This is a genomic window from Rubrivivax gelatinosus, from assembly GCF_016583785.1.
In the GTDB taxonomy this organism is placed as follows: Bacteria; Pseudomonadota; Gammaproteobacteria; order Burkholderiales; family Burkholderiaceae_C; genus Rubrivivax; species Rubrivivax gelatinosus_B.
Genome location: NZ_NRRU01000032.1, coordinates 1 through 25,886, shown reverse-complemented (window position 1 = coordinate 25,886; position 25,886 = coordinate 1). Strand labels below are relative to the sequence as shown.

The following is a 25,886-nucleotide window of genomic DNA, read 5'->3' as shown; positions in this document are numbered from 1 at the left end:
ATGACCCAACGCCCGCCCATCGTCCTCGTCACCAGCTGCAATCGACCGTCAGGCGAACATCCGTTCCACGTCGCCGGGCGCAAGTACGTCGACGCCGTGCGCCTGGCCGGCGCGCTGCCGCTGATCGCACCGCCCTTCGGGGCCGACGAGGTCGATGCGCTGCTGGACACGGCCGACGGCGTGCTGCTGACCGGCTCGCAGTCCAATGTCCACCCCTCGCACTTTGGCGAAGCGGTGCTAGACCCGTCGCTGCCGCTGGACCCGGAGCGCGACGCCTGGACGCTGCCGCTGATCCGGCGTGCGCTCGAACGTGGCGTACCGCTGTTCGGCATCTGCCGCGGCGCCCAGGAAGCCAACGTCGCGCTCGGCGGCACGCTCTATCAGGCGGTGCACGAAGCCGCTGGCCGCCAGGACCACCGTGCACCCGCCGGCCAACCGGCCGCGGTGCAGTACGACCTGGCGCACCGGGTCGACGTCGCCGCCGGCGGCCTGCTGGCGGCAATCACCGGCCGCCAGCACTTCGAGGTCAACTCGGTGCACGGTCAGGGCGTGCGGGACCTCGCCCCCGGCCTGTGCATCGAGGCCGTCGCGCCCGACGGCCTGGTCGAAGCTTTCAGCCGGCCCGATGCGCCGGGCTTCAATCTCTGCGTCCAGTGGCACCCCGAGTGGCGTGCCGCCGACAACCCCGTCTCCGTCCAGCTCTTCAACGCGTTCGGCGTCGCCGTGCGCGCCTACCGCGACCGGGTGCGCGGGCCCTTGCCTCGTGTCCCTGCCGCTTGAACGACAGGGTTTCGTGCGCCGCCCCTTGATCGCGGTGCGCCGACAGCGAAGACAGGTGCCCCATGGCCGACAAAGAACCGACGACCTTCAGCGAACTGGAGCAGTGGCTCAACAAGAACCGCGTCACCGAGATCGAGTGCCTCGTGCCCGACCTCACCGGCGTGGCCCGCGGCAAGATCCTGCCGCGGCAGAAATTCACCGAGGACCGCGGCATGCGGCTGCCGGAAGCCATCGTCGCGATGGGCGTGACCGGCGAGTTCCCCGAGGAGGGGCCGTACTACGACGTCATCACGCCGACCGACCGCGACATGCACCTGCAGCCGGACCCGACGACGGTGCGCATCGTGCCCTGGGCGACCGACCCGACGGCGCAGGTCATCCACGACTGCTACGACCGTGACGGCAAGCTGGTCGCGTTCGCGCCGCGTTCGGTGCTGCGCCGCGTCTGCGGCCTGTACGACGAACTCGGCCTGGAGCCGGTGGTCGCGCCGGAGCTCGAGTTCTACCTCGTCGCGCGCAACACCGACCCCGACGTGCCGCTGAAGCCGCCGGTGGGCCGCAGCGGCCGCAGCGAGACCTCGCGCCAGGCGTATTCGATCGACGCCGTCAACGAGTTCGACCCGCTGTTCGAGGACGTCTACGACTACTGCGAGAAGATGCAGCTGAACGTGGACACGCTGATCCACGAGATCGGCGCCGGGCAGATGGAGATCAACTTCTTCCACGCCCACCCGCTGGGGCTGGCCGACGAGGTGTTCCTCTTCAAGCGCACGGTGCGCGAGGCGGCGCTGCGCCACGACATGTTCGCCACCTTCATGGCCAAGCCGATCGCCGGCGAGCCCGGCAGCGCGATGCACGTGCACCAGAGCGTGGTGCGCAAGTCCGACGGCCAGAACATCTTCAGCAACCCCGACGGCACGCCGACCAAGGAGTTCTTCTGGTACATCGGCGGGCTGCAGAAATACATCCCGGCGGCGATGGCGCTGTTCGCGCCCTACGTCAACAGCTACCGCCGGCTGGCGCGTTTCACCGCGGCGCCGATCAACATCCAGTGGGGCACCGACAACCGCACCGTCGGCATCCGCAGCCCGGTGGCGTCGCCCAACGCACGCCGCATCGAGAACCGCGTCATCGGCGCCGACGCCAACCCCTACGTCGCGCTGGCCGCGACGCTGGCCTGCGGCTACCTCGGCATCCAGCACCGCATCGAGCCCTCGGCCGAGTGCAAGGGCGACGCCTACCTGGGCGAATACGCCCTGCCCCGCAGCCTGGGCGAGGCGCTGACGCTGCTGCGCGACGAGCGCGAGCTCGCCCGCGTGCTGGGCGAGGACTTCATCACCGTCTACACCGAGGTGAAGGAGATCGAACACGCCGAATTCATGAAGGTGATCTCGCCCTGGGAGCGTGAACACCTGCTGCTCCACGTCTGAAGAAAGCCTCCATGTCCACGTCCACGCACCGCACGACCCAGGAATGGCAGGCCGCCGACGCGGCCCACTTCCTGCACCCCTTCACCGACTTCCAGGCGCTGGCGCGCAAGGGCTCGCGCGTCATCGAGCGCGCCGACAACATCTACCTCTGGGACAGCGAGGGCCACAAGATCCTCGACGCGATGAGCGGCCTGTGGTGCGTCAACGTCGGCTACGGCCAGCAGGCGCTGATCGATGCGGCGACCGCGCAATTGAAGCAGCTGCCCTTCTACAACGCCTTCTTCCAGACCGCGACGCCGCCGGCGATCGAACTCGCCGAGCTGCTGGCCGAGGTGTCGCCGCCGCAGTTCCAGCACGTGTTCTTCAGCGGCTCGGGCAGCGAGGGCAACGACACCGTCGTGCGCATGGTGCGCCGCTACTGGGACCTGCTCGGCCAGCCCGAGCGCCAGGTCATCATCAGCCGCGACAACGCCTATCACGGCTCGACGATGGCCGGCGCCTCGCTCGGCGGCATGAGCGGCATGCATGCCCAGGGCGGGCTGCCGATCCCCGGCATCGTGCACATCGGCCAGCCCTACTGGCACGAACACGGCAAGAGCATGTCGCGCGACGAGTTCGGCCTGGTCGCCGCCCGCTGGCTCGAAGACAAGATCCTGGAGCTGGGGCCTGAACGGGTCGCGGCCTTCATCGGCGAGCCGATCCAGGGCGCCGGTGGCGTCATCATCCCGCCGGCGACCTACTGGCCCGAAGTCCAGCGCATCTGCGACAAATACGGGATCCTGCTCGTCAGCGACGAGGTCATCTGCGGTTTCGGCCGCACCGGCAACTGGTTCGGCTGCGAGACCATGGGCACCCGGCCCGACCTGATGACCTTCGCCAAGGGCGTGACCAGCGGCTACATCCCGCTGGGCGGCGTGATGGTCGGCGAGCGCATCGCCCGGGTGCTGATCGACAAGGGCGGCGAGTTCGCCCACGGCTACACCTACAGCGGCCACCCGGTGGCCTGCGCAGTGGCGCTGGCCAACATCAAGCTGATGCGGGAGCTGAAACTCGTCGAGCACGTGCGCGACGACGTCGGCCCGTATCTTGCGAGCCAGTTCGCGACGCTGCGCGACCACCCGCTGGTTGCCGACGCGGAAAGCTGCGGCCTGATGGGTGCGATCCTGCTGGCCCAGGACAAGGCGACGGGCACCCCCTTCCCCGAGTCCGTGGAGATCGGCATGGTCTGCCGCGGCCACTGCTTCCGCGAGGGCCTGATCATGCGGGCGGTCGGTGACCGGATGATCATCGCGCCCCCGCTCGTGATCACACGGCCGCAGATCGACGAGATGGTGGGTCTCATCCGTCGATGCCTGGATCTCACGCTTGCCGATGCCAAGGCGGGCGGTTGGCTGTCTTAGACTCCCGCGCTGTTCACGATTCCCCCCCATCCTTCGGAGGTTTCCTCATGAACTTGAAGTCCGTCCTGGCGATGGCTGGCCTCGTCCTGGCCTGCTCGACCGTGTTCGCCCAGGAAGAAGAAAAAGTCCTGAACATCTACAACTGGTCGGACTACATCGCCGAGGACACGATCAAGAACTTCGAGAAGGAAACGGGGATCAAGGTCCGCTACGACAACTTCGACAACAACGAGATCGTTCACGCCAAGCTGGTGGCGGGCAAGACGGGTTACGACATCGTCGTGCCGTCATCGAACTGGGCCAAGCTGCAGGCCGACGGCGGCCTGCTGCGCAAGATCGACAAATCGCAGATCCCGAACTACAAGAACCTCGACCCGGCGGTGCAGGCGGCGCTGGCCAAGCTGGACCCGGGCAACGAGTACATGGTCGACTGGCTCTGGGGCTACACCACGGTCGGCATCAACGTCGACAAGGTCAAGGCCGCGCTCGGCTCGACACCGATGCCCGACAACGCCTGGGACCTGGTGTTCAAGCCCGAGTACATCTCCAAGTTGAAGAGCTGCGGCGTCAGCTTCCTGGACTCGGCTTCCGAGGTGCTGCCCGCCGCGCTGCACTACCTGGGCAAACCTGCCTACAGCAAGGTTCCCAGCGACTATGCCGCGGCAGCCCAGGTGCTGAAGGCGGTGCGCCCGCACATCACGCTGTTCAGCTCGTCGGGCTACATCAACGACATGGCCAACGGCTCGATCTGCCTGGCGCTAGGCTGGTCGGGTGACATCAACATCGCGCGCCAGCGTGCGATCGACGGCAAGACCGGCCAGAACATCCAGGCGCTGATCCCCAAGACCGGCGGCGTGCTGTTCTTCGACGTGATGGTGATCCCCGCCGATGCACCGCGCCCGGGCAACGCGCACAAGTTCATCAACTACGTCCTGCGCCCCGAGGTGCACGCGTCGCTGACGAACAAGGTGTTCTACGCCAACCCGAACGGCGAGTCGCGCAAGTTCGTGAAGCCCGAGGTCGCCAACAATCCGACCGTTTTCCTGTCCCCCGCCGACATGGCCCGCATGGTGTCGCCCGATTCGCTGAACAACGACCTGCGCCGGCTGATGACCCGCACCTTCACCTCCTTCAAGACCGGGATCTGAGCCCCCGGGACCTAAGCCCCCCCGTAGCGCCTGCGGCGCTCCCCCCCGAGGGGGGCGCCGCCAGCGGACCGGCAAAGCCGGATCCGCGGCGGCAGCTAGACGCGTTTCTCGACAGTCTTTTTCCAATTAGATAGACACAGGCCCGCCGCTGAGATGGTTGCCACCGACAAAGAAAAGCAGTTCCTGCAGATCCAGGACGTCGTCAAGGACTTCGACGGGCACCGTGCCGTCAACCGTGCCAGCGTGGACATCGCCAAGGGCGAGATCTTCGCGCTGCTCGGGCCTTCGGGCTGCGGCAAGAGCACGCTGCTGCGCATGCTGGCGGGCTTCGAGACGCCGACGTCCGGACGCATCCTGCTCGGCGGCGTCGACCTGGCGACGCTGCCGCCGTACGAGCGGCCGATGAACATGATGTTCCAGAGCTACGCGCTCTTCCCGCACCTGACGGTGTGGGAGAACATCGCCTTCGGCCTGAAGCGCGAAGGCCAGCCCAAGGACCGCATCGCCGCGCGCGTCGAGGCCATGCTCAAGCTGGTGCAGCTGACCAAGTACGCCCAGCGCAAGCCGCACCAGCTCTCGGGCGGCCAGCAGCAGCGGGTCGCGCTGGCGCGCAGCCTGGCCAAGCAGCCGCAGCTGCTGCTGCTCGACGAGCCGCTGGGCGCGCTCGACAAGAAGCTGCGCGAGCAGACCCAGATCGAGCTCGTCAACATCATCGAGCAGGTCGGCGTGACCTGCGTGATGGTCACCCACGACCAGGAAGAAGCGATGACGATGGCCACGCGCCTGGCCGTGATGTCCGAGGGCCGCTTCCTGCAGGTCGGCCAGCCCAGCGAGATCTACGAGACGCCAGCGACGCGTTTCGTCGCCGACTTCATCGGCAACGTCAACATGATGGACGGCACGCTGACGGTCGACGAGCCCGACCACGTCGTCATCAGCTCCAAGGACTGCCGGCACTACGTCGGCCACGGCATCACCGGCACCGAAGGCATGCCGGTGACGGTGGCGCTGCGGCCCGAGAAGATCCACATCTCGCACCACAAGCCGGCCGAGGACGAGTTCAACTGCGCGCCGGGCAGGATCAAGGAGCTGTCCTACTTCGGCATGTTCACCGTCTATCACGTCGTGCTGCCCAGCGGCACGCTGGTCAAGGTGAGCGTGGCCAACACCCAGCGCCACCGCGACGAGAGCTACACCTGGGGCGACGAGGTCTGGCTGCACTGGTCGCGTTCGGCCCACGTCGTCCTCACCCAGTGAACACGGCCGTGCAACGACTGAAGTCCTGGTTCTCCGGGCGGCACCTCGTCATCGCGGTGCCCTACCTGTTCCTGCTGCTGTTCTTCCTGTTCCCGTTCCTGATCGTCGGCAAGATCAGCGTCAGCGAGATGGAGTCGGTCGCCTTCAAGGACCTGATCACCTTCACCGACGGCGCCCTGCAGCTGACGATCAAGTTCGGCAACTACCTCTACATCGCCGAGGACAGCCTCTACTTCAGGACCTATCTCAGCAGCGTGCACTACGCGGCGCTGACGACGGCACTGTGCCTGTTCATCGGCTACCCCTTCGCCTACTTCATGGCACGCGCCCGCAGCACGGTGCAGCCGGCGCTGCTGATGCTGGTGATGCTGCCGTTCTGGACTTCCTTCCTGCTGCGCGTCTACGCCTGGAAGGGCTTGCTGAGCGACGGCGGCGTCGTCGCCGATCTGATCGTCGGTGTCGGGCTGGACCAGTTGCTGGCCGCGCTCGGGCTGATCCCGGCTCCGGGCAAGCTGATGAACACGCCGTTCTCGCTGATCCTCGGCATGGTCTACACCTACCTGCCGTTCATGATCCTGCCGCTGTACGCCAATCTCTCGAAAATGGACCTGCGGCTGCTGGAGGCGGCGGCCGACCTCGGCGCCTCGCCCTGGGTCGCGTTCTGGAAGATCACGGTGCCGCTGTCCAAGGCCGGCATCATCGCCGGCGCCATGCTGGTGTTCATCCCCTGCGTCGGCGAGTACGTGATCCCCGAGCTGCTCGGCGGCCCCGAGACGCTGATGATCGGCCGCGTCATCTGGGACGAGTTCTTCTCGAACAACGACTGGCCGATGGCCTCGAGCGTGGCCGTGATCATGATCCTGCTGATCATCGTGCCGCTGGCGATCTTCAATAAATACCAGGCCGAGGCGCAGGAGACCGTGCGATGAAGGCTTCGCGCTTCAACATGTGGTTCGGGCGCGCCTGGCTGGCCGCGGGCTACGTCTTCCTGTTCGTGCCCATCGTCGCGCTCGTCGTCTATTCGTTCAACGACTCGCCGCTGCCCAACGTCTGGCGCGGCTTCACGCTGCGCTGGTATCGCTCGCTGGCCGACGACAGCGAGATCATCTCCGGCTTCTGGCTCAGCCTGCAGGTCGCCTTCCTGACGGCCTGCGGCTCGGTGGTGCTGGGCACGATCGCCGCGTTCGTGCTCGTCAAGTACAAACGCTTCGCCGGCCGCACACTGTTCAGCGGCATGGTCAACGCGCCGCTGGTGATGCCCGAGGTCGTCGTCGGCCTGTCGCTGCTGCTGATGCTGGTGAGCGTGCAGCGCGCCCTCGGTTTCCCCGAACGCGGCCTGGGCACGATCTGGATCGGCCACCTGCTGCTGGGCATGGCCTACGCCACCGTCGTCGTGCAGTCGCGGCTGCAGGACCTGAACCCGCGGCTGGAAGAAGCGGCGATGGACCTGGGCGCGCGCCCGGCGCAGGTCTTCTGGCTGGTGACGCTGCCGATGATCGCGCAGTCGCTGGTCTCGGCCTGGCTGCTGACCTTCACGATCTCGCTGGACGACGTCGTGCTGTCCAACTTCCTGTCCGGCCCAGGTGCGACGACGATGCCGCTGGTCATCTTCTCGCGTGCCCGGCTGGGCCTGAACCCGAGCGTCAACGCCGTCGCAGCGATCACGGTGGCCGTGGTCTCCGTCGGCGTCATCGTCGCCAGCTACATGATCGCGCGCCGCGAACGCCAGCGCCTGGCCGACCTGGCCGCCGCGGCCCGCGCCTAGAACAAGACCCGCAACCGCCCAGATCCACGAGGAGGAATCCTGATGAAGCCCGCCCGCCTGACCGCTCTCGTGCTCGCGATCGGGGCCGCCTTCCCGGCAGCCGCGCAGAGCAACGAGGACCTGCTGAAGGAACTGCGCGCGCTGCGCGACCGCGTCACCGAGCTCGAGAAGAAGCTCGCCGCGCAGCCGGCGGCAGCGCCCGCGCCGCAGGCCGGCCAGTGGGGCATGACGCCCGAGCAGGCGCAGGAACTGGCGCGCATCGGCACCAAGGCCGAGGCGCTGCAGGACAACTTCGAGGCCCAGGGCTTCAAGGGCCTGAAGATCAGCGGCCAGATCGACCCGGCCTGGATCTACAACCGCCGCGCCGACAACGCGTCCTTCGTGCTGCTCAACGGCGAGGACGCGCGCTACACCTACGACAACTCCTACTTCGGCATGGCCGTGCTCGATTTCCTCAAGGAAACCGAGGGCGGCACGATCTGGCACCTGACGCTGGCGCCCGAACGCGGCACCGGCGCGCTGACCAACGGCGGCTCCATCGTGCACGAGGCCTCGGTCTCGATCCCGCTGGGCGACCTGCAGAACCGCCTGTGGGTGGGCCAGATCCCCGACTGGACCGGCTACGAGCTGACGCTGCCCGACGGCAACAAGCTCGTCACCCACAACCTGCTGTTCGACTTCATGGCGCCGACGGCCTACACCGGCGCGGTCTACGAAATGAGCAGCGGCAAATGGGTCGCCAAGGTCGGCCTGGCGAACGTGAACACGCCGCGCCAGGGCTCCAGCCACAAGTCGCCGGCGCTGATCTACCGCGTCGACTACTCCAAGGGCGAGTTCAGCGGCTTCGGCTTCACCGGCCTGCACGGCAAGACGGCCAACTACGCGGCCCAGGACCTCGGCCAGGAAGACGCCTACAGCGCGGTCAACCTGCTCGAGGCCGACGCCTACTTCACGCGCGGCGATCTGTCGCTGTTCGGCCAGATCAGCTACGGCCAGCAGAAGAAGGCCGCGATCTACCACGAAGACGGCGTGCTGCGCGACGCACGCTGGTGGGGCCTGTCGACGACCGCGGCCTACAAGATCACGCCGCGGCTGGAAGGTGTCGTGCGCGCCGACTACGTCTACAACCGCAAGAACGGCGGCGGCCTGTTCGGCTACAGCAGCGACGACGGCGCCAACGGCATCGGCCGCGGCCTGACGCTGGACGCCGATGGCAACGCCATCGTCGCAGGCGACCCGTCCAAGGGCAGCAACCGCTACGCGCTGACCGTCGGTGGCAACTATCTCTACGACGAGAACACGATCTTCAAGCTCGAGTACCGTTACGACGGCGCGAGCCAGGCCGTGTTCGAGGACGTGAAGGACGGCGGTTACCGCAAGAACAACCACCTGCTCGGCGCGTCGGTGGTCGTCAAGTTCTGACGCCGCGCCGCCCGGCGGGCCCACGCGGCCCGTGTCCAGCCCACCAGGAGACGCGATGAACTCCCCGACCCCGAACTGGCGCGAACGCGCCGCCGCGCTCGCGATCGACGGCCGTGCGCTCGTCGATGGCGAGCGCATCGCCAGCGCATCCGGCGAGACCTTCGACAAACACTCGCCGATCGACGGCCGCCGGCTCGGCGCCGTCGTGCGCGGCCGGGCCGAGGACGTAAACCGGGCCGTCGCCAGCGCCCGCGCCGCCTTCGACGACCGGCGCTGGGCCGGCAAGGCGCCGGCGGCACGCAAGAAGATCCTGCAGCGTTTTGCCGAGGGCATCCTCGCCGCCAAGGACGAACTCGCGCTGCTCGAGACCCTGGACATGGGCAAGCCGATCCGCTATTCGCTTGCCGTCGACGTGCCCGCGACGGCACGCTGCATCGCCTGGTACGCGGAAGCCGTCGACAAGCTCTACGACGAGGTCGCACCCACCGCCGACAACGCGCTGGCGCTGATCACGCGCGAGCCCATGGGTGTGGTCGGCGCCATCGTGCCCTGGAACTACCCGATGATCATGGCGGCCTGGAAGCTGGGGCCGGCGCTGGCGGCGGGCAACTCGGTCGTGCTCAAACCCAGCGAGAAGAGCCCGCTGACGGCGCTGCGTCTGGCCGAGATCGCGGTCGCGGCCGGTTTGCCGCCGGGTGTGTTCAACGTCGTGCCGGGTTACGGCGGCGAAGCCGGCGAGGCGCTGGCGCTGCACCCCGAGGTCGACGCGATCGGCTTCACCGGCAGCACGCGCATCGGCCGGCGCATGCTCGAGTACTCGGGCCGCTCCAACCTGAAGCGTGTCTACAACGAGCTCGGCGGCAAATCGGCCTTTCTCGTCTTCCCCGACGGCGACGTCGAACGCGCCGCCGAGACCGTGGCCGACAGCATGTTCTTCAACCAGGGCGAGAGCTGCAACGCGCCGTCGCGCGTGCTGGTGCACGAGAGCATCGCCGCCGACTTCGCCGCGCGCGTCGCCGCACTGGCGCCGCGCTACCAGCCGGCCGACCCGCTGGACCCGGGCACGGTGATGGGTGCGATCGTCGACGAGACGCAGCTGGACACGGTGCTCGGCTACATAGCCGCCGGCCTGGCCGACGGCGCCAGCTGCCTGGCCGGCGGCCGCCGGGCACGCGCCGAAACCGGCGGTTATTACGTCGAACCCACCGTCTTCGACGGCGTGACCGACTCGATGCGCATCGCGCGCGAGGAGATCTTCGGCCCGGTGCTATCGGTGCTGCGTTTCGCCGACGAGGCCCAGGCCGTGGCGATGGCCAACGCCAGCGCCTACGGGCTGCAAGCCAGCGTCTGGAGCGACAACGTGCACCGCGCCCACCGCGTCGCGCGCGCGCTGCGCGCCGGCACGGTGCACGTCAACCAGTACGACGAGGACGACATCACCGTCCCGTTCGGCGGCTACAAGCAGAGCGGCAACGGCCGCGACAAGAGCCTGCACGCCTTCGACAAGTACACCGAGCTGAAGACCACCTGGCTGCGCATCAACCCGGCATGAAGGCGCTGCACGAGCGGCTGGCAGCCGCCGGCGTGCACACGCTGCTGGTCCAGTTCACCGACCTGAACGGCGTCGCCAAGGGCAAGCTGGTGCCGCTGGCGCACCTGGACGAGGTGCTCGCCACCGGCGCCGGTTTCGCCGGCCCGTCGATCGTGGGCACCGGCTTGCCGCGCTGCGGCCCACGCTCCGAGTTCTACGCACGCGGCGACGCCGCGACGGCGCTGCCCTTGCCCTGGTGGCCTGGGGTCGCGCGCCTCGTCGGTGACGGCTTTGTCGCCGGGGAGCCCTTCGACGGCTGCCCGCGCCAGCTGCTGCGGCGTGCGCGCGCGCGTCTGGCGGCCCGCGGCCTGACGATGCGCACCGGCATCGAGCCCGAGTTCTTCCTGCTCAAACGCGACGCGGCCGGCCGCTGGGCCCCGGCCGACGACGCCGACCGCCTGGACAAGCCCTCCTACGACCTGAAGTCGCTGCCGCGCCAGCACGGTTTCCTGCACGCACTGTCGACGGCACTGAGCGACGCCGGCCTGGACGTGCTGCAGATCGACCACGAGGACGCGCAGGGGCAGTACGAAGTCAACTTCGCCCACGACGAGGCGCTGGCCAGCTGCGACCACCTGATGCTGTTCAAGCTCGCCGCGCACGCGCTGGCCGAGCAGCGCGGCATGGTGTTCTCGATGATGCCCAAGCCCTTCGCCGACCAGCCGGGCAGCGGCCTGCACTTCCACGTCTCGCTGTGGCGCGGCGCCGAGCCCGCCAGCGATCTGCTGGACGCCTTCGTCGCCGGCGTGCTGGCGCACGCGCCGGCGCTGGCGGCACTGGCCGCGCCGACGGTCAACTCGTACAAACGCCTGACGGTGGGCGAATCGCTGTCGGGCACGGCCTGGGCGCCGGCCTATGTCGCCCACGGCCCGAACAACCGCACGGCGCTCGTGCGCACCCTGCCCGGCCGCTTCGAATGGCGGCTGCCCGACGCCAGCGCCAACCCGTATCTCGCGACCGCCGGCCTGATCGCGGCCGGCCTGGACGGCATCGAGCGCGGGCTGGTGCTGCCGCCGGCGGTCGAAGACGACTTGTTCGCGCTCGATCTGGTGACGATCCGCGCGCGCGGCATCGCCCTGCTGCCGCAATCGCTGGGCGAAGCGGTTGCAGCGCTCGAAGCCGATCCGGTGCTGCTGGATGCACTCGGCCCCAGCCTGGGCCCCGAGTTCTTGCGCCTCAAACGCGCCGAGTGGACCGAGTACGCACGCCACGTCGGCGCCTGGGAACTGGAGCGCTACGCCGCGGCGTTCTGATGTCCCAGTCCCGTGTTCCGCTGCTGGCCTACGCCTGCCTGGCCTCCGGCATGGCGCTGGTCGGCTGTTATGTCGGCCTGTCGCGCCTGCTGGTCGCGGCGCTGCCGGTCTTCCTGCTCGCGTGGATGCGCTTCGGCATCGCCGCGCTGGCGATGGCGCACTGGGTGCGGCGCGGCGAGGCCGAAGCGCCGCTGACGCCGCACGACCGCAAGCTGCTGTTCTGGGAGAGTTTTCTCGGCAACTTCCTGTTCAGCATCTGCATGCTGTACGGCGTCAAGGCGACCTCGGCGCTGGCCGCCGGGGTCGTGATGGCGGCGATTCCGGCCGCGGTGGCCATCCTGTCGCGCCTGTTCCTGGGCGAGCGCATCACGCGCCGCGTCGCCGGCGCCATCGCGCTCGCGGCGGCCGGCATCGCGCTGCTGGCGCTGGCCAAGGCACCGGCCGGCAGCGCCGAAGCCGGCGCGCCGTGGTGGGGTTATGCGCTGCTGCTGGCAGCGGTGGTCTGCGAGGCGAGCTACGTCGTCATCGGCAAGCGGCTCACCGGCAACGTCTCGCCCAAACGCATCAGCGCGCTGATCAACCTCTGGGGGCTGGCCCTGGTGACGCCGTTCGGCATCTGGCAGGCGCTGAGCTTCGACTTTGCCGCCGTCGCCGCGCCGACCTGGGCGCTGCTGGTCTTCTACGCGATCGCCGCCAGCATGGTGACGGTCTGGCTGTGGATGGCCGGGCTGCGCCATGTGCCGGCCTCGCAGGCGGGTGTGTTCACCGTGATGCTGCCGGTCAGCGCGGCGCTGATCGGCGTCGTCTTCCTCGGCGAGCATTTCGGCGCCGGCCACGCGGCGGCGTTTGCGCTCGCGCTGGCCGGGCTGCTGCTCGCAACCTGGCCGGCACGGCGCTGAAGCCTTACTTCTTGTCCTTGCTGGTTTCGTGGCCGATGACGCCGCCGACCGCGGCGCCGCCGATCGTGCCGGCGGTGCTGCCGCCGGTCAGCACCGCGCCGGCGACGCCGCCGATGCCGGCACCGACCGCCGTGTCACGCTGATGCGTCGACATGCCGGAACAGCCGGCCAGCGCGGCCACCGAGACCACCAGGGCACCGAGGGTGAAAGATCGCGAAACGTTCGTCATGTCCAGCTCCTTGCAACGAGCACCCTGCGCAAGCCGCGGACGCGGCCGGCGAGAGGCTTTGAAACAAGTCTGGACGCCGAGGGCCGGCGGCACCATCGGCGGGTGCCGCCACCCGCTGTGCGCGCCGTCCTACGCCGTCAGCCGCGGCGTGCGCTGCGGCCGTAGCTCCTGAACCGGGCGATCACCTCGTCCATCTCGGCGCGCCCCAGCACGCGCGGCTCGGCCACCGCCAGCGCCTTCAGGTAGACCTCGCACAGCGACTCGATCTCCTGGCAGACCTTCAGTGCCTCGGCCAGCGTCGCGCCGGCGGCCACCAGGCCGTGGTGCGCCAGCAGACAGGCTTTGCGCTCGGCCATCGCCTCGCCCACCGCGGCCGACAGCGCCTCGGTGCCAAAGGTGTGGTACGGCACCAGCGGCACGGTGTCGCCACCGGCCACCGCGATCATGTAGTGGAAAGCCGGCAGCGGCCGGTCCAGGCAGGCCAGCGCGGTGGCGTTCGGCGAATGCGTGTGCACGACCGCGTTCAGGTCGGGCCGGGCGCGGTAGACAGCCTGGTGGAAATGCCATTCCGACGACGGCTGCCACTGGCCCTCGACACGGCCGTCGGCGAGGAAGACACGCACGAAGTCTTCGCCGCGCACTTCCGAGCCCATGCCGGTCGGCGTGATCAGCATCGCGTCGCCGCAGCGAACGCTGAGGTTGCCGGTGCTGCCGCGGTTCAGGCCGCGCGCATCCAGCAACCGCACCGCGGCGGCGGCGTCCTCGCGCAGCGTGATCTCCACCGACGGCAGGTTCATCGTGCGCTCCGTTGGGCGAGTGCGCGCAGCGCGGTTTCGTCGGCCGGAAACACGCCGTGTTCGGTGACCAGGCCGCTGACCAGGCGCGCCGGCGTGACGTCGAAGGCCGGATTCGCCGCCGTCGTGCCGCTGGGCACCAGGCAGACCTCGGCCAGCTCGCCCGCGGCCGTCAGCCCGGCGATGTGCGTCACCTCGCGCGCGCTGCGTTCCTCGATCGGGATCTCGCGAACGCCGTCGGCGAGCCTGGGGTCCAGCGTCGAGGTCGGCATCGCAACGTAGAACGGCACGCCGTTGTCGTGCGCGGCCAGCGCCTTCAGATAGGTGCCGATCTTGTTGCAGACGTCGCCGCGCACCGTCACGCGGTCGCAGCCGACGATGCACAGGTCGACCTCGCCGCGCTGCATCAGGTGGCCGCCGGCGTTGTCGGCGACCAGCGTATGCGGCACGCCGGCCTTGCCCAGCTCCCAGGCCGTGAGGCTGGCGCCCTGGTTGCGCGGGCGCGTCTCGTCGACCCAGACGTGGAGTTCGATGCCACGCTCCTGGGCGCGGTAGATCGGTGCCGTCGCGGTGCCCCAGTCGACGGTCGCCAGCCAGCCGGCGTTGCAGTGCGTCAGCACCTTGACCGGGCCGGAGCGCTTGGCGGCGATGGCCTCGATCAGCGCCAGTCCGTGATCGCCGATCGCGCGGTTGACCGCCACGTCTTCCTCGGCGATGGCGTCGGCCAGCGCCCAGGCGGCGGCGCGGCGCTCGCTGGCCGGCAGCGGCCGCAGCCGGCTCAGCATGCGGTCGACGGCCCAGGCCAGGTTGACGGCGGTCGGGCGCGCGGCGCGGATGCGCCCGCAGCCGGCTTCGAGCGCGGCGTCGCCGGCGTCGGCGTTCATCAGCAGCGCGACGCCGTAGGCGGCACTGGCGCCGATCAGCGGCGCACCGCGCACCCACATGTCGCGGATCGCGACGATCATCTCGTCGGCGCTGGCGACGCGTTCGATGACCAGGCGGTGCGGCAGCAGGCGCTGGTCGATGATCTCGACCGCCTCGCCGCCGGCGACGGCGCGGATGGTGCGCAGCGGCTTGCCGTCGACCTTCATGCGAGCACCCGGCCGGCGATGGCTTGCAGGCGCTTGACGACCTCGGGGTCGCGTGCGGCGGGCGCGGTGATGATCGCGTTGTCCAGCGCGTGGCGGCAGCCGCAGGCGGCTGCGTGTTCGTCGTGGGCCACGTCCTCGGCCAGGCCGCGCACCATCTGGCGCGCGTTCTCGGCGTTGGCGAGCAGCACCTTGACGATCGCGTCGACCGTCACCGCGTCGTGGCCGACGTGCCAGCAGTCGAAGTCGGTGACCATGCTGACCGAGCAATAGCAAAGCTCGGCTTCGCGCGCCAGCTTGGCCTCGGGCATGTTGGTCATGCCGATGACGCTGCAGTTCCACGAGCGGTACAGATGCGACTCGGCGCGGGTGGAGAACTGCGGCCCTTCCATCGTCAGGTAGGTGCCGCCGCGCACGTGGGGCACGCCCTGCTCGGCCAGGCGCTTCTGCACGTGGTCGCCCAGGCGGTGGCAGGTCGGGTCGGCCATCGAGACGTGGGCCACGCAGCCGGTGCCGAAGAAGCTCTTGTCGCGTGCGAACGTGCGGTCGATGAACTGGTCGACGATGACGAAGGTGCCCGGCGGCAGGTCGGCACGCAGGCCGCCGACGGCACTGCAGGACAGCACGTCGGTGGCGCCCAGCTGCTTCAGCGCGGCGATGTTGGCGCGGTAGTTGACCTCGCTCGGCGGGATGCGGTGGCCGCGGCCGTGGCGCGGCAGGAAGGCGAGTTCGGCGTCGCCCAGGCGGCCGAGGAAGATCTCGTCGGAGGGCGCGCCCCAGGGCGTGTCGACCGAGACCCAGCGGGTGTCGGTGAGGCCGGGCAGGTCGTACAGGCCGCTGCCGCCGATGATGGCGAGTCGTGTCGTCATAGGTGTCGAAGTCGCCGCGGCAGGCGGCGGGGTCGGGAACGAGGAAGGCCGGCACCCGACGGGCTGCCGGCCTCGTGCCGCGGCCGGGCATGGCCCGCTGCGGTAGCGTGATGCTACGTCGCTCGGCGCCGGCCGCGGCTGCCGAATGTCAAGCGGCCGCGCCCTGCTCCAGCACCCGCACCGGACGCTGCGCCAGCGCGTGCACCACAGCCGGCGGCTCGTGCTTCAGCTTGTGGTCGGACCAGACCTGACGCCAGCGGCGCGCACCGGGCTCGCCGTTCCACAGCCCCAGCATGTGGCGCGCGACGTGCGCCCAGGGCACGCCGGCGGCGGCCTGCTGCTCCATGTAGCGCACCATCTCCAGCTCGAGCGCGGCGCGGTCTCTCGCCGGTGCCGGCGTGCCGAAGAAACGCGGGTCCCAGCTCGCCAGCGACCAGGGCTCGTGATACGCGGCGCGGCCCACCATCACGCCGTCGACGTGTTCGAGCTGCGCCGCGATCGCCTCGTCGCCGGCAATGCCGCCGTTGACGACGATGGTGAGCTGCGGGAACTCGGCCTTCAGCCGCTGCGCGACCTCGTAGCGCAGCGGCGGGATGTCGCGGTTTTCCTTCGGGCTCAGGCCTTCGAGCCAGGCGTTGCGTGCGTGCACGATGAAGACCTCGCAGCCGGCGTCGGCGACCGTGCCGACGAAGTCGCGCACGAAGCCGTAGCGCTCGTCCTTGCCCAGGCCGATGCGGTGCTTGACGGTGACCGGCAGGCCGACCGCGTCGCGCATCGCCTTGACGCTGTCGGCCACCAGTGCCGGCTCGTGCATCAGGCAGGCGCCGAAAGCGCCGCGCTGCACGCGCGGGCTGGGGCAGCCGCAGTTCAGGTTGACCTCGTCGTAGCCCCAGCGTTCGGCCAGCTTCGCGCAGGCCGCCAGGTCGGCGGGCTCGCTGCCGCCCAGCTGCAGCGCCACCGGGTGTTCGTCGGCGCCGAAGTCCAGATGGCGCGCGACGTCGCCATGCAGCAGCGCGCCGGTGGTCACCATCTCGGTGTAGAGCCGCGCATGGCGGCTCAGCAGCCGGTGGAAGTGGCGGCAGTGGCGGTCAGTCCAGTCCAGCATCGGCGCCACGCACAGGCGCCAGGGGCTGGGGACGGCAGGGTCCAGGAGCGTCATCGTCGTCGGTCGGGCGCCGAAAAGCCGGCGCGGGCCGCGATTGTCTCAGCCGTGACCGCGGATGAAGCCGTCCATCGCCGCCAGCACCTGCTGCGGTGCGCTCAGGTGCGGCAAATGGCCTTCGGCCTCGAGCACGACCAGCTCGCTGCCGCGGATGCTGCGGTGCAGGTATTCGGCCGCCGCCTGCGGCACCGCCGCGTCCTCGCGCGTCTGCAGCAGCAGCGTCGGGCGTTCGAGCCGGCCGATGCGCTCGCGGTAGTCGGACTGGAAGATCGAACACAGCACCGTCAGCACCGCGTCCGCCGGCACGCTCTTGATCGTCTCGGCGAAGTGGGCGGCGAGTTCGGGCCGGTCGCGGTTGCCCATCGCCACCGGCGCGAAGGCGTCGGCCCAGGCATCGCGGCCGGTGGTCACGGCGCGGTAGAGCGCGTTCAGGTCGGCTTCGCTGAAGCCGCCTTGGTAACCCACGTCATCCAGGTAACGCGCCGAGGCGCCGATCGCGACCAGGCGCGCGAACTGCTCGGGCCGCTCGATCGCCGCCAGCAGGCCGGCCAGCGCGCCCATCGAGTGGCCGACGAAAACGACGTCGCGCAGGTCGAGCGCGTCCAGCAACTCGTTCAAGTCCTGCGCGTAGCGCTCCATCGTCAGGTAGCGGTGCTGCTCGAAGGCCTGCGGGTCCGAGCGGCCGGCGCCGACGTTGTCGAAACGCACGATGCGGAAGTCGGCGGCGTAATGCGGCCAGATGGCGTCCCAGGCGCGCTGATCGGTGCCGAAGCCGTGTGCGAACACCAGGACCCGCTCGGCCTGCGGGTTGCCGGCCAGGCTCAGGTGGTGCTTGCGGATCGAATCGGCTGCGGTGTGCGGCATGGGCGGGAACGATTATTCGTGCGGGCGCCCGGCCTGCGCAGCCTGGGGCTTACACCCTGTCACGTGGGGCGTGAAATCTTCGCGCTCCTGCCGGTTGAACCAGGACCCGAGCCGCTCGGGGTTTGCGCTCAGCTGCGCTGGGCGTTGGCGGCGATCGAGTCGGCGAAACGTTCCAGCAGTTCCTGCGGCAGGTCGTGGCCCATGCCGGGAATCATCTCGACGGTGGCACCCGGGATCTTGAGCGCCAGGTCGTGCGCGGCCGCCGGCGGCACCAGCGGGTCGTCGCGGCCGTGCAGCACCAGCGTCGGGGCGCGGACAGCGCCCAGCAGCCGCGTGCGGTCGCCGTCGGCGATGACGGCGGCGATCTGGCGTGCGGTGCCCGCGGGGCGCCAGGCGCGGTCGAAAGCGGCCTCGAAACGCTGGTGCATCTGCGCCCGGTCGGGCGGGAAACCGGGGCTGCCGATCGTGCGCAGCACCCGCTCCAGATGGGCGACGACCGCTTCGCGCGAGTTGTTCGCGGGCCGCGACAGCAAGGCCTGGCGCACCCGCAGGCCCGGCTGCGGCAGCGCACGCGCGCCCGAGGTCGTCATCATCAGCGTCAGGCTGCGCACACGTTCGGGCCGGCGCGCGGCCAGGTGCTGGGCGATCATGCCGCCCATGGACGCGCCGCAGACGTGCGCCGACTGCAGTCCGAGCGCGTCCATCACGCCCAGCGTGTCGGCCGCCATGTCGGCCAGCGAATAAGGCGAGCGCCCCGGCAGGTGCAGCGCGAAGCGGATGCCGGCGATCGCCAGGTTGGGAGCACCCAGATGGTCGAAACCCTGGCTCAGCCCGGCGTCGCGGTTGTCGAAGCGCAGCACGCGAAAACCGCGCGCCACCAGCAACTGCACCAGTTCCTCGGGCCAGGCCGTCAGCTGCATGCCCAGCCCCATCACCAGCAGCAGCGGCACGCCGTCGGGCGGGCCACGATCGTCGACCTCGAGCGCGAGGCCGTTGGCGGAAACCTGCATCAGCTGCGCCCCGCCGCAGCGCGCCCGTGGCGCCATGCACAAACAGTCATGCGCCGGATGTTATCGGCAGCGCGGCGGGCGCCGCCCCCAGCGCTTGCGGGTGTTCAGGCCGCCGCCTTCTGGCCGCCGAACTCCTCGAAGGCCTGCAGCGCCTTGGCCGCGTACATCAGCGAGGGCCCGCCGCCCATGTAGATGCACAGGCCCAGCATCTCCTCGAACTCGGCACGCGTGCAGCCCAGCTTGACCAGTGCGTCGGCGTGAAAGCCGACACAGGGGTCGCAGCGCGCGCCGACCGACAGCGCCATCGCGATCAGCTCCTTGGTCTTCTTGTCCAGCGTGCCGGGGCGCGTGGCGGCCATCGCCAGCGACGAAAAGCCGCGCGTGGTGTCGGGCATGTCGGCGCGCAGTTGCGCGAGCGAGGCCGAGATCGAGGAGGTCAGGTCGCGATAGGACTCGGTCATGATACGGGTGTGGGTATAAACGTCGGCGCATTGTCGGTGCAAGCGGCAGCCTGCCGGCTTGCCGCAGCACAAGCCCCAGCCCGGCGCTCGGCCACCCGGCGCCGCCGCCTCAGCCGTGCGCGTCTGGCCTCGTTTCGGGCGGCTGCGCCAGGCCGGCCTCACGCAGCTGCCGGTGGATCGCCGCGGCTGCGATCGCGCCCTGCCCCGTCGCCACCGCCAGCTGGTCGAGCGAGCTGACGACGTCGCCGGCAGCGTACAGGCTCGCCACCGTGCTGCGGCAGCGCTCGTCGACGATCAGCTTGCCGGCGGCGTCCGGCGCTTGCGCTAGCCGGATGCGCGGTTCGACGCCCAGCGCGGTGTAGACGACGTCGACCACCAGGCAGTCGTAGATCTTGTCATCGGGCATGCGCGGCGTCGGCAATCGTGTATCCCGGCGCGGGCCCGGCTTTTGCCGGTCGGGCCCATGCCTCGTGCCGCCCTGTCCCCGGCCGCTGCCGCGCCCGCCGATCCGCTTCAGGTCTACCTCGCCAAACGCGATTTCGCGATCACTCCTGAACCTTCGCCGGCCGTGCACGCCGACGCCGCCGACCCGGTCTTCGTGATCCAGAAACACGACGCGACGCGGCTGCACTACGACTTCCGGCTGGAACTCGACGGCGTGCTGCTGTCCTGGGCGGTGCCCAAAGGCCCGAGCCTGGACCCGGCGGACAAGCGCCTGGCGGTGCGCACCGAGGACCACCCGCTGGCCTACGCCGGCTTCGAGGGCACGATCCCGCGCGGCCAGTACGGCGCCGGCGACGTGATCGTCTGGGACCGCGGCCGCTGGACCGCGCTCGGCGACCCGCGTGCCGGGCTCGCGGCCGGCAAGCTCGTCTTCGAACTGCACGGCGAGAAGCTGGGCGGCACCTGGGAGCTGGTGCGCACCAAGGCGCGCGACGGCGAGCGCGGCGAAAACTGGCTGCTGTTCAAGAAACGCGACGCACACGCGCGCCCTCGCGCCGAGTTCGACGTCGTCGCCGAACGCCCCGACAGCGTCGCCGCAGCGGCCGCCCCGCGCTCGCGGCGGGCCCGTACGGAAACCGCAGCGGCGAAACCGCGCCAGCGCCGGCCCGCAGCCGCGCTGGCCCTGGACGCGCTGGCGCCCAAGGCGCCGCAGCCGGCGACGCTGGCACCGCAGCTCGCCACGCTGGCCTGCGCAGCACCCGCCGGCGGCGGCTGGCTCTACGAGACCAAGTACGACGGCTACCGGCTGCTGGCCCGCATCCGCCGCGGCGCGGTGCGGCTGTTCACGCGCAACGGCCACGACTGGACGGCCAAACTGCCGGTACTGGCCGCGGCGCTCGAAGGGCTTGGCCTGCAGTCGGCCTGGATCGACGGCGAACTGGTCGCGCTCGGCGCGCGCGGCGGTGCCGACTTCGGCCTGCTGCAAAAAGCCTTCGACGGCAGCGGCACCGCCCGCCTCGTCTACTGCGTCTTCGACCTGCCCTATCTGCAGGGCCGCGACCTGCGCGAGCTGCCGCTGGACGCCCGCCGGGCGCTCTTGAAGTCGCTAGTCGACGAGCAGGAGCGGCCGCTGCTGCGCTACTCGGCCGAACTCGAGCCGGGGCCCGACGGCGCGCTCGCCACTGCCTGCAGCCAGCAACTCGAAGGCGTGATCGCCAAGCGCCGCGACGCGCCCTACCGCTCGGTACGCAGCGACAGCTGGCTCAAGCTGAAATGCCGCCGGCGCCAGGAGTTCGTCGTCGGCGGATTCACCGAACGCAGCGGCGCCACTGGCGAGATCGGCAGCCTGCTGCTCGGCGTGCACGACGCGGCCGGCCAGCTGCAGCACGCCGGCAGCGTCGGCACCGGCTGGGACAGCCAGGCGGCGCAGGCGCTGCACCGGCGGCTGGCCGCCCTGGCCGTCGACACACCGCCGTTTGCCGGCGGTGCACGCGCGCGGGGGCGCTGGAGCCGTCGCGGCCCGGGGCTGGAGCGCTGGGTGCGGCCCGAACTCGTCGTCGAGGTCGAGTTCGCCGACTGGACCGAAGCCGGCCGCGTGCGCCACGCCGTCTTCGTCGGCGTGCGCGAGGACAAGCCGGCGCGCCAGATCGTGCGCGAACGAGCCCTGGCCCCCGACGCACTGCCGAGTGCGGCGCCCACTGCCGCGTCTTCCGGGCGCGTCGGCCGCATGCGCGTGACACACGGCGAGCGCATCGTCGACGCCGCCAGCGGGCTCACCAAGCTCGACCTGCTGCGCTGGTACGACGCGGTCGCGGCGCGCATGCTGCCGCATCTCAAGGGGCGGCCGGTCGCCTTCCTGCGCGCGCCGCAGGGCGTGGGGCACGCCGGCTTCTTCCAGAAACACGCCGAGCGCACGAGCATCCCCGGCGTCACCGAACTCGACCCGGCGCTGTGGCCCGGCCACGAGCCGCTGCTCGAGATCCGCACACCCGAGGCGCTGCTGGCTGCGGCGCAGATGAACGTGATCGAGTTCCACACCTGGAACACGCGGGCCGCCGCGATCGCCACGCCCGACCGCATGGTCTTCGACCTGGACCCGGGCGAAGGCGTGGATTTCGGCGCGGTGCGCGACGGCACGCTGCTCGTGCGCACGCTGCTCGACGAACTGGGCCTGGCGGCGTGGCTGAAGACCAGCGGCGGCAAAGGCCTGCACGTCGTCGTGCCGATCGCCGAGCGCCTTGGCGTCGACGTCGTCAAGGCCTTCGCGCGTGCCATCGTCGCCCACCTGGCGCAGGAACTGCCCGAGCGTTTCGTGCTCAAGAGCGGGCCGTCGAACCGCGTCGGCCGCATCTTCGTCGACTACCTGCGCAACGGCGAAGGCGCGACCACCGTTTGCGCGTTCTCGGCCCGCGCCCGGCCCGGGCTGGGCGTGTCCATGCCGCTGCACTGGGACGAACTGCCGGCGCTGCGCAGCGCGGCGCAGTGGACGGTGGCCGACGCCGCTGCCCGCCTTGCCGCCGCAACCGCCGACCCCTGGGCCGACTACTGGCGCAAGCGCCAGCCGCTCGCGGCCGCGATGAAGCGGCTGGGTTTCGACCCGGCGGCACCGCTGCGCCGTGCCTGACGCGCGCCCGCCGGCGCCGACACCCGCTGCCGGCCTGTTCCTACACACGCTGCGCCTGCGGGACGACTCCGGGCGCCGCACCGATCGCGACACTGAGTTCACGTTTTTGGGAGCCTGCCATGAGCATCGCCATCCAGACCCCCCCGCGCGCCGCGCACCTGCCCTGGGTGCACGCGCAGCCGGTCGTCGCCTTCCTCGGCGGTGCCGCCACCGGCCGGCCGCCGGGCCACGACCACCAGAGCAAGGCACGCGTCGCCGCCGGCCTGGCCGAACTGCTGGGCTATGACTATGTCGGCGACTACGCCGCGCTCGGCCCGACCCACCGCCCGGTCTACCTGGTGCCGCGCGACACGCTGACGCAGGCCGAAGCGCTGCGCCTGGGCGTGCGCGGCCCGGCCGACCTGTTCGGCGGCGTCGTGCCCCAGCCTTTCGTCGCCACCAAGCTGATCACGCACCCGGCTGTCGGCGCAGCGCCGCCGCCTGCCGGCTGGTCCGCCGCGTTCTGCCACGCCGTGCGCGGCGCGGTGCTGCCGGGCTGTTCCTGCTTCTCGGCCGCCGACCTGCGGCGTGCGGCGACGCGGCTGCTGCACCGCGGCGCGGTGCGGCTGAAGGATCCGGGCGGCGTCGGCGGCCTGGGCCAGTGGGTGGTGCGCGACGGCGCCGAGCTCGAGCGGGTGCTGGGCGAACTCGATCCGCTTGCGATCGAGCTTCACGGCCTCGTCGCCGAGGCCAACCTGCGCGACGTCAGCACGATGTCGGTCGGCCAGGTGCGTGTCGGCGAATGGCTCGCCTCCTACTACGGCAGCCAGCGCCTGACGCGCAACCGCGAAGGCCAGGAGGTCTATGGCGGCTCCGACCTGGTCGTCGTGCGCGGCGGCTTCGACGCGCTGCTGCAGCGCGAGCTGCCGTCGCCGGTGCGCCTGGGCATCGAGCAGGCGCTGACCTACCACCACGCTGCGATCGAGTTTTTCCCCGGTTTCCACGCCTCGCGCGCCAACTACGATGTGGCCCAGGGGCTGGACGAGTCCGGTCGCTGGCGCTCCGGCGTGCTCGAGCAGTCCTGGCGCATCGGCGGCGCCAGCGGCGCCGAACTGGTCGCGCTGCAGGCCTTGCGCGACGACCCCGAACGCCGCCTGGTGCACGCCTCGACGCACGAGGTGCACGGTGGCGCCGAGATCCCGGCCGGGGCGATGCCGCTGTACGACGGCGTCGACGCCGAGGTCGGCCGCCTCACCAAGTACGCCTTCGCCCAGACGCATGTCGACAACTGAGGAAACGATAGACATCGAGGTCGACGACGAACGCATCGCCGGCACCTTCGTCGCGCCCGGCACGCTGATCCCGGGCGTGCTCTTCGTGCACGGCTGGGGCGGCAGCCGCTCGCAGTACCTGGCGCGGGCGCGAGAGCTGGCGGCGCTGGGTTGCGTCTGCCTGGCCTTCGACCTGCGCGGCCACGCCGGCACCCAGGCGCAGCAGGCGCGGGTCTCGCGCGAGAGCAATCTGCGCGACCTGGTCGCCGCCTACGAGCGGCTGGTCGCGCACCCCGAGGTCGACCCGCAGGCGATCTGTGTCGTCGGCAGCAGCTACGGCGGCTACCTCGCCGCGATCCTGACGACGCTCAAGCCCGTGAAGTGGCTCGCACTGCGCGCGCCGGCGCTCTACCTCGACGCCGGCTGGGAGCTGCCCAAGCTGCAGTTGCACCAGGAACAGGACCTGAAGACTTATCGCCGCAGCGTCGTGCCGCCCAAGGACAACCGGGCCTTGCGCGCCTTCCAGCAGTTCGAGGGCGACGTGCTGCTGATCGAGTCGGAGAACGACCGCATCATTCCGCACGCCGTCATCACCAGCTACCAGGAGGCGGCGCGCCAGGTGAAGTCGCTGACGCTGCGCTGCCTGGCCGGCGCCGACCACGGCCTGTCGGACGAAGCCGACCAGCGCGCCTACACCCAGGTGCTGGTCGGCTGGTTCAAGGAGATGCTGCTCGGTGCCCGCCGCGGTACGGTGCAGCCGGCGACCGCCGACGGCGCGCCGCCCGAGCGGCCGCTGCCGACGAAAAAGGCGGTCAGCGCCGCCGCCGCCGCGCAACCGTCAGCATGACGAGCGCCAGGCCCAGGCCCATCGTCGCCACGGTGGCCGGCTCGGGCACCGCGAACGCGAGCGACAGGTCGAGCGAGGCGTCGCGCGCCCCCCGGCCGGTCGCATGCAGCGTGTAGGTGCCGGGGCCCAGCGCCCCGGCGAGCAGCGAGGTCCTGACGCCCGCGGCGCGGCCGGCAAAGGAGTCGCTGAACACCACGTTGCCGTCGGCGTCGAGCAGGTCGATGTCGACACCCAGCAGGCGCGAGCCGCCACGCACGACGTTCCAGCTCGCCTCGCCCGTGGCATAGGCGGCCGAGGCCAGCGTGAAGGTGATCGACTGGTCGAAACGGCCGCGCTGGCCGGCGGCAAAACTGTCGAGCACGAGGGCGTCGCCGCCTCGCAGCGGCGTGTCCAGCCGCGTCGACTCGATCAGCTGGTCGAAGTCGACCACCTGCACCGCCGCCCGTGCCGGCAGCGCCGCCGCGAGCATCACCGCCGCCACCAGCCCCGCTGTCGCCATGCGCTTCATCGCTGCCCTCCGCTTGAAACAGGTCAAGCGCAGGTGTAGCCGAAGGCCGCGCCATCGGCACCCCCGCGGCTGCGGGCCGCGCGGGGCCAAGCGGTAACCGGAGGTCAGCGGAGGTCAGCGGCGTGCCGCCGCTCAGTCCGCTTCGGACTCGACGACGAAGAGGTAGCCGACGAGTTCGCCGTCGTCGGCGGTCATCTCGTAGACCTCGGCGTCGGCGATCGCGTCGGCGCCCGACATCTCGACCGCGGCCTCGGTCGCGGCGGCCAGTGCGGCCTCGCGTCCCGGGTCGGCCTCCAGGGCCTGCGCCAGCGCGGCGTTGTAGCGCTCGCGTGCGGCCAGCACCTCGTGCGTGTCGCCGCCCTCGCCGTCCGGGCTCAGCATGCCGGCGACGCGGGCGAACTCGTACTCGTGGCGCACATCGTCGCGTGTCGTGCCGGCCGCGGCCAACACCGGCGCCAGGTGCACGCCAGGCGGAACACGCGCCGGCTCCATGTGCGGCTCCTGCGCCCAGGCGCTGCCGGCCAGCGCGCACGCGCCCAGCAGCATGGCAATCGTTCGTTTCATCGTCTGTCTCCAGGTGCCAAGGCCAGTTCGAGCACGTTTTCCACCACGCGCACACCGTCGACACCGGCGGCGATCGCGGCCGCCCGTTCGCGTGCGGCCTCGTCCGGGGCGACGCCGCGCAGCGCGACGTGGCCGCCGACGCAGTCGACGTCGACCGGCGCCGTCGCCAGTTGCGGGTCGCGCCCGAGCTCGGCGCTGACCGCGGCGCCGATGCCGGCGTCGGTGACC

General features: G+C 70.6%; 26 protein-coding genes. 14 read left to right on the top strand and 12 right to left on the bottom strand.

Going from position 1 to position 25,886, the window contains the following annotated elements; translation table 11 throughout:
- The 11 genes from CKO43_RS10310 (at position 1) to CKO43_RS10260 (ending at position 12,945) form a co-directional block, all read left to right on the top strand.
- Entirely contained in the window at positions 1 to 780 is a 780-nt protein-coding gene (locus CKO43_RS10310; protein WP_200378583.1) for a gamma-glutamyl-gamma-aminobutyrate hydrolase family protein, read from the top strand.
- A gap of 62 nt (positions 781 to 842) precedes the next feature.
- Positions 843 to 2,210 carry a glutamine synthetase family protein gene (locus CKO43_RS10305; protein WP_200232325.1) on the top strand — a complete coding sequence of 456 codons (1,368 nt, stop codon included), beginning with the start codon at positions 843 to 845 and terminating at the stop codon, positions 2,208 to 2,210.
- 11 nt (positions 2,211 to 2,221) lie between these two features.
- Positions 2,222 to 3,610 carry an aspartate aminotransferase family protein gene (locus tag CKO43_RS10300; RefSeq protein WP_200232326.1) on the top strand — a complete coding sequence of 463 codons (1,389 nt, stop codon included), beginning with the start codon at positions 2,222 to 2,224 and terminating at the stop codon, positions 3,608 to 3,610.
- 47 nt (positions 3,611 to 3,657) lie between these two features.
- Positions 3,658 to 4,758, top strand: coding sequence for a polyamine ABC transporter substrate-binding protein (locus CKO43_RS10295; protein ID WP_200378582.1), 1,101 nt, complete (start codon positions 3,658 to 3,660; stop codon positions 4,756 to 4,758).
- Positions 4,759 to 4,911: 153 nt separating this feature from the next.
- Positions 4,912 to 6,015 carry an ABC transporter ATP-binding protein gene (locus tag CKO43_RS10290; protein ID WP_200378581.1) on the top strand — a complete coding sequence of 368 codons (1,104 nt, stop codon included), beginning with the start codon at positions 4,912 to 4,914 and terminating at the stop codon, positions 6,013 to 6,015.
- A gap of 8 nt (positions 6,016 to 6,023) precedes the next feature.
- On the top strand, positions 6,024 to 6,944 hold the full coding sequence (locus tag CKO43_RS10285) for an ABC transporter permease subunit (protein WP_346014521.1): 921 nt from the start codon (positions 6,024 to 6,026) through the stop codon (positions 6,942 to 6,944).
- Positions 6,941 to 7,780: an ABC transporter permease gene (locus tag CKO43_RS10280; RefSeq protein ID WP_200378580.1), complete on the top strand. Its 840-nt coding sequence runs from the start codon at positions 6,941 to 6,943 to the stop codon at positions 7,778 to 7,780. Before CKO43_RS10285 ends, CKO43_RS10280 begins: the two co-directional genes overlap by 4 nt.
- A gap of 42 nt (positions 7,781 to 7,822) precedes the next feature.
- On the top strand, positions 7,823 to 9,202 hold the full coding sequence (locus tag CKO43_RS10275) for a DUF3138 family protein (RefSeq protein ID WP_200378579.1): 1,380 nt from the start codon (positions 7,823 to 7,825) through the stop codon (positions 9,200 to 9,202).
- A gap of 55 nt (positions 9,203 to 9,257) precedes the next feature.
- Positions 9,258 to 10,754, top strand: a complete 1,497-nt coding sequence (locus CKO43_RS10270; protein ID WP_200232400.1) for an aldehyde dehydrogenase — start codon at positions 9,258 to 9,260, stop codon at positions 10,752 to 10,754.
- Positions 10,751 to 12,046 carry a type III glutamate--ammonia ligase gene (locus tag CKO43_RS10265; RefSeq protein WP_200378578.1) on the top strand — a complete coding sequence of 432 codons (1,296 nt, stop codon included), beginning with the start codon at positions 10,751 to 10,753 and terminating at the stop codon, positions 12,044 to 12,046. Before CKO43_RS10270 ends, CKO43_RS10265 begins: the two co-directional genes overlap by 4 nt.
- A complete protein-coding gene (locus tag CKO43_RS10260; RefSeq protein WP_200378577.1) occupies positions 12,046 to 12,945 on the top strand; it encodes a DMT family transporter in 900 nt (299 codons plus the stop codon). Before CKO43_RS10265 ends, CKO43_RS10260 begins: the two co-directional genes overlap by 1 nt.
- A 4-nt stretch (positions 12,946 to 12,949) precedes the next feature.
- On the opposite strand, the gene CKO43_RS10255 is transcribed toward CKO43_RS10260, so the two are convergent.
- The 9 genes from CKO43_RS10255 to CKO43_RS10215 all read right to left on the bottom strand — a co-directional run bounded on the left by CKO43_RS10255 (position 12,950) and on the right by CKO43_RS10215 (position 19,828).
- Positions 12,950 to 13,174, bottom strand: a complete 225-nt coding sequence (locus CKO43_RS10255) for a glycine zipper 2TM domain-containing protein (protein WP_200378576.1) — start codon at positions 13,172 to 13,174, stop codon at positions 12,950 to 12,952.
- A 137-nt stretch (positions 13,175 to 13,311) separates the two neighbouring features.
- Positions 13,312 to 13,971, bottom strand: coding sequence for a class II aldolase/adducin family protein (locus CKO43_RS10250; protein WP_200378575.1), 660 nt, complete (start codon positions 13,969 to 13,971; stop codon positions 13,312 to 13,314).
- Positions 13,968 to 15,059: an S-methyl-5-thioribose-1-phosphate isomerase gene (gene mtnA / locus CKO43_RS10245; RefSeq protein WP_200378574.1), complete on the bottom strand. Its 1,092-nt coding sequence runs from the start codon at positions 15,057 to 15,059 to the stop codon at positions 13,968 to 13,970. Before mtnA ends, CKO43_RS10250 begins: the two co-directional genes overlap by 4 nt.
- The gene (locus CKO43_RS10240; protein WP_200378573.1) at positions 15,056 to 15,925 is read right to left on the bottom strand and encodes an S-methyl-5'-thioadenosine phosphorylase; all 870 of its coding nucleotides are present in this window, start codon (positions 15,923 to 15,925) and stop codon (positions 15,056 to 15,058) included. Before CKO43_RS10240 ends, mtnA begins: the two co-directional genes overlap by 4 nt.
- Positions 15,926 to 16,073: 148 nt before the next feature.
- Positions 16,074 to 17,084 (bottom strand): tRNA dihydrouridine(20/20a) synthase DusA, encoded by a 1,011-nt coding sequence (dusA, locus tag CKO43_RS10235; RefSeq protein WP_200378572.1) that lies wholly within the window; start codon positions 17,082 to 17,084, stop codon positions 16,074 to 16,076.
- 45 nt (positions 17,085 to 17,129) lie between these two features.
- The gene (locus CKO43_RS10230; RefSeq protein WP_200232408.1) at positions 17,130 to 17,951 is read right to left on the bottom strand and encodes an alpha/beta fold hydrolase; all 822 of its coding nucleotides are present in this window, start codon (positions 17,949 to 17,951) and stop codon (positions 17,130 to 17,132) included.
- Positions 17,952 to 18,079: 128 nt separating this feature from the next.
- The gene (locus CKO43_RS10225) at positions 18,080 to 18,961 is read right to left on the bottom strand and encodes an alpha/beta fold hydrolase (RefSeq protein ID WP_200378571.1); all 882 of its coding nucleotides are present in this window, start codon (positions 18,959 to 18,961) and stop codon (positions 18,080 to 18,082) included.
- Positions 18,962 to 19,065: 104 nt separating this feature from the next.
- Positions 19,066 to 19,422, bottom strand: coding sequence for a carboxymuconolactone decarboxylase family protein (locus tag CKO43_RS10220; protein ID WP_200232432.1), 357 nt, complete (start codon positions 19,420 to 19,422; stop codon positions 19,066 to 19,068).
- 109 nt (positions 19,423 to 19,531) lie between these two features.
- On the bottom strand, positions 19,532 to 19,828 hold the full coding sequence (locus CKO43_RS10215) for an FAD-dependent oxidoreductase (RefSeq protein ID WP_200378570.1): 297 nt from the start codon (positions 19,826 to 19,828) through the stop codon (positions 19,532 to 19,534).
- A 57-nt stretch (positions 19,829 to 19,885) separates the two neighbouring features.
- Here CKO43_RS10215 and ligD point away from each other — a divergent pair, with 57 nt between their 5' ends.
- The 3 genes from ligD to CKO43_RS10200 all read left to right on the top strand — a co-directional run bounded on the left by ligD (position 19,886) and on the right by CKO43_RS10200 (position 24,586).
- Positions 19,886 to 22,489, top strand: coding sequence for a DNA ligase D (gene ligD / locus CKO43_RS10210; protein ID WP_200378569.1), 2,604 nt, complete (start codon positions 19,886 to 19,888; stop codon positions 22,487 to 22,489).
- Between the two features lie 119 nt (positions 22,490 to 22,608).
- Positions 22,609 to 23,760 carry a DUF3182 family protein gene (locus tag CKO43_RS10205; RefSeq protein WP_200378568.1) on the top strand — a complete coding sequence of 384 codons (1,152 nt, stop codon included), beginning with the start codon at positions 22,609 to 22,611 and terminating at the stop codon, positions 23,758 to 23,760.
- Entirely contained in the window at positions 23,747 to 24,586 is an 840-nt protein-coding gene (locus CKO43_RS10200) for an alpha/beta hydrolase family protein (protein WP_200378567.1), read from the top strand. Before CKO43_RS10205 ends, CKO43_RS10200 begins: the two co-directional genes overlap by 14 nt.
- On the opposite strand, the gene CKO43_RS10195 is transcribed toward CKO43_RS10200, so the two are convergent.
- The 3 genes from CKO43_RS10195 to CKO43_RS10185 form a co-directional block, all read right to left on the bottom strand.
- Positions 24,552 to 25,094 (bottom strand): PEP-CTERM sorting domain-containing protein, encoded by a 543-nt coding sequence (locus CKO43_RS10195; protein WP_200378566.1) that lies wholly within the window; start codon positions 25,092 to 25,094, stop codon positions 24,552 to 24,554. The two genes, CKO43_RS10200 and CKO43_RS10195, sit on opposite strands and share 35 nt — an antisense overlap.
- Positions 25,095 to 25,226: 132 nt before the next feature.
- On the bottom strand, positions 25,227 to 25,658 hold the full coding sequence (locus CKO43_RS10190; protein WP_200378565.1) for a hypothetical protein: 432 nt from the start codon (positions 25,656 to 25,658) through the stop codon (positions 25,227 to 25,229).
- Positions 25,655 to 25,886, bottom strand: a 232-nt coding sequence (locus tag CKO43_RS10185) for a BON domain-containing protein (RefSeq protein WP_200378564.1), incomplete at its 5' end; no start/stop codon positions are given. The genes CKO43_RS10190 and CKO43_RS10185, both read right to left, overlap by 4 nt.

Excerpts from the sequence above, each read along its gene's own strand:
- CKO43_RS10305 (WP_200232325.1), top strand. The coding sequence starts at position 843 with ATGGCCGACAAAGAACCGACGACCTTCAGCGAACTGGAGCAGTGGCTC.
- CKO43_RS10200 (WP_200378567.1), top strand. The coding sequence starts at position 23,747 with ATGTCGACAACTGAGGAAACGATAGACATCGAGGTCGACGACGAACGC.
- CKO43_RS10280 (WP_200378580.1), top strand. The coding sequence starts at position 6,941 with ATGAAGGCTTCGCGCTTCAACATGTGGTTCGGGCGCGCCTGGCTGGCC.
- CKO43_RS10300 (WP_200232326.1), top strand. The coding sequence starts at position 2,222 with ATGTCCACGTCCACGCACCGCACGACCCAGGAATGGCAGGCCGCCGAC.
- CKO43_RS10265 (WP_200378578.1), top strand. The coding sequence starts at position 10,751 with ATGAAGGCGCTGCACGAGCGGCTGGCAGCCGCCGGCGTGCACACGCTG.
- CKO43_RS10270 (WP_200232400.1), top strand. The coding sequence starts at position 9,258 with ATGAACTCCCCGACCCCGAACTGGCGCGAACGCGCCGCCGCGCTCGCG.
- CKO43_RS10230 (WP_200232408.1), bottom strand. The coding sequence starts at position 17,951 with ATGCCGCACACCGCAGCCGATTCGATCCGCAAGCACCACCTGAGCCTG.
- CKO43_RS10195 (WP_200378566.1), bottom strand. The coding sequence starts at position 25,094 with ATGAAGCGCATGGCGACAGCGGGGCTGGTGGCGGCGGTGATGCTCGCG.
- CKO43_RS10290 (WP_200378581.1), top strand. The coding sequence starts at position 4,912 with ATGGTTGCCACCGACAAAGAAAAGCAGTTCCTGCAGATCCAGGACGTC.
- CKO43_RS10220 (WP_200232432.1), bottom strand. The coding sequence starts at position 19,422 with ATGACCGAGTCCTATCGCGACCTGACCTCCTCGATCTCGGCCTCGCTC.
- CKO43_RS10225 (WP_200378571.1), bottom strand. The coding sequence starts at position 18,961 with ATGCAGGTTTCCGCCAACGGCCTCGCGCTCGAGGTCGACGATCGTGGC.
- CKO43_RS10295 (WP_200378582.1), top strand. The coding sequence starts at position 3,658 with ATGAACTTGAAGTCCGTCCTGGCGATGGCTGGCCTCGTCCTGGCCTGC.
- CKO43_RS10310 (WP_200378583.1), top strand. The coding sequence starts at position 1 with ATGACCCAACGCCCGCCCATCGTCCTCGTCACCAGCTGCAATCGACCG.
- dusA (WP_200378572.1), bottom strand. The coding sequence starts at position 17,084 with ATGACGCTCCTGGACCCTGCCGTCCCCAGCCCCTGGCGCCTGTGCGTG.
- CKO43_RS10250 (WP_200378575.1), bottom strand. The coding sequence starts at position 13,971 with ATGAACCTGCCGTCGGTGGAGATCACGCTGCGCGAGGACGCCGCCGCC.
- CKO43_RS10190 (WP_200378565.1), bottom strand. The coding sequence starts at position 25,658 with ATGAAACGAACGATTGCCATGCTGCTGGGCGCGTGCGCGCTGGCCGGC.
- CKO43_RS10275 (WP_200378579.1), top strand. The coding sequence starts at position 7,823 with ATGAAGCCCGCCCGCCTGACCGCTCTCGTGCTCGCGATCGGGGCCGCC.
- CKO43_RS10260 (WP_200378577.1), top strand. The coding sequence starts at position 12,046 with ATGTCCCAGTCCCGTGTTCCGCTGCTGGCCTACGCCTGCCTGGCCTCC.
- ligD (WP_200378569.1), top strand. The coding sequence starts at position 19,886 with ATGCCTCGTGCCGCCCTGTCCCCGGCCGCTGCCGCGCCCGCCGATCCG.
- CKO43_RS10215 (WP_200378570.1), bottom strand. The coding sequence starts at position 19,828 with ATGCCCGATGACAAGATCTACGACTGCCTGGTGGTCGACGTCGTCTAC.
- CKO43_RS10240 (WP_200378573.1), bottom strand. The coding sequence starts at position 15,925 with ATGACGACACGACTCGCCATCATCGGCGGCAGCGGCCTGTACGACCTG.
- CKO43_RS10255 (WP_200378576.1), bottom strand. The coding sequence starts at position 13,174 with ATGACGAACGTTTCGCGATCTTTCACCCTCGGTGCCCTGGTGGTCTCG.
- mtnA (WP_200378574.1), bottom strand. The coding sequence starts at position 15,059 with ATGAAGGTCGACGGCAAGCCGCTGCGCACCATCCGCGCCGTCGCCGGC.
- CKO43_RS10205 (WP_200378568.1), top strand. The coding sequence starts at position 22,609 with ATGAGCATCGCCATCCAGACCCCCCCGCGCGCCGCGCACCTGCCCTGG.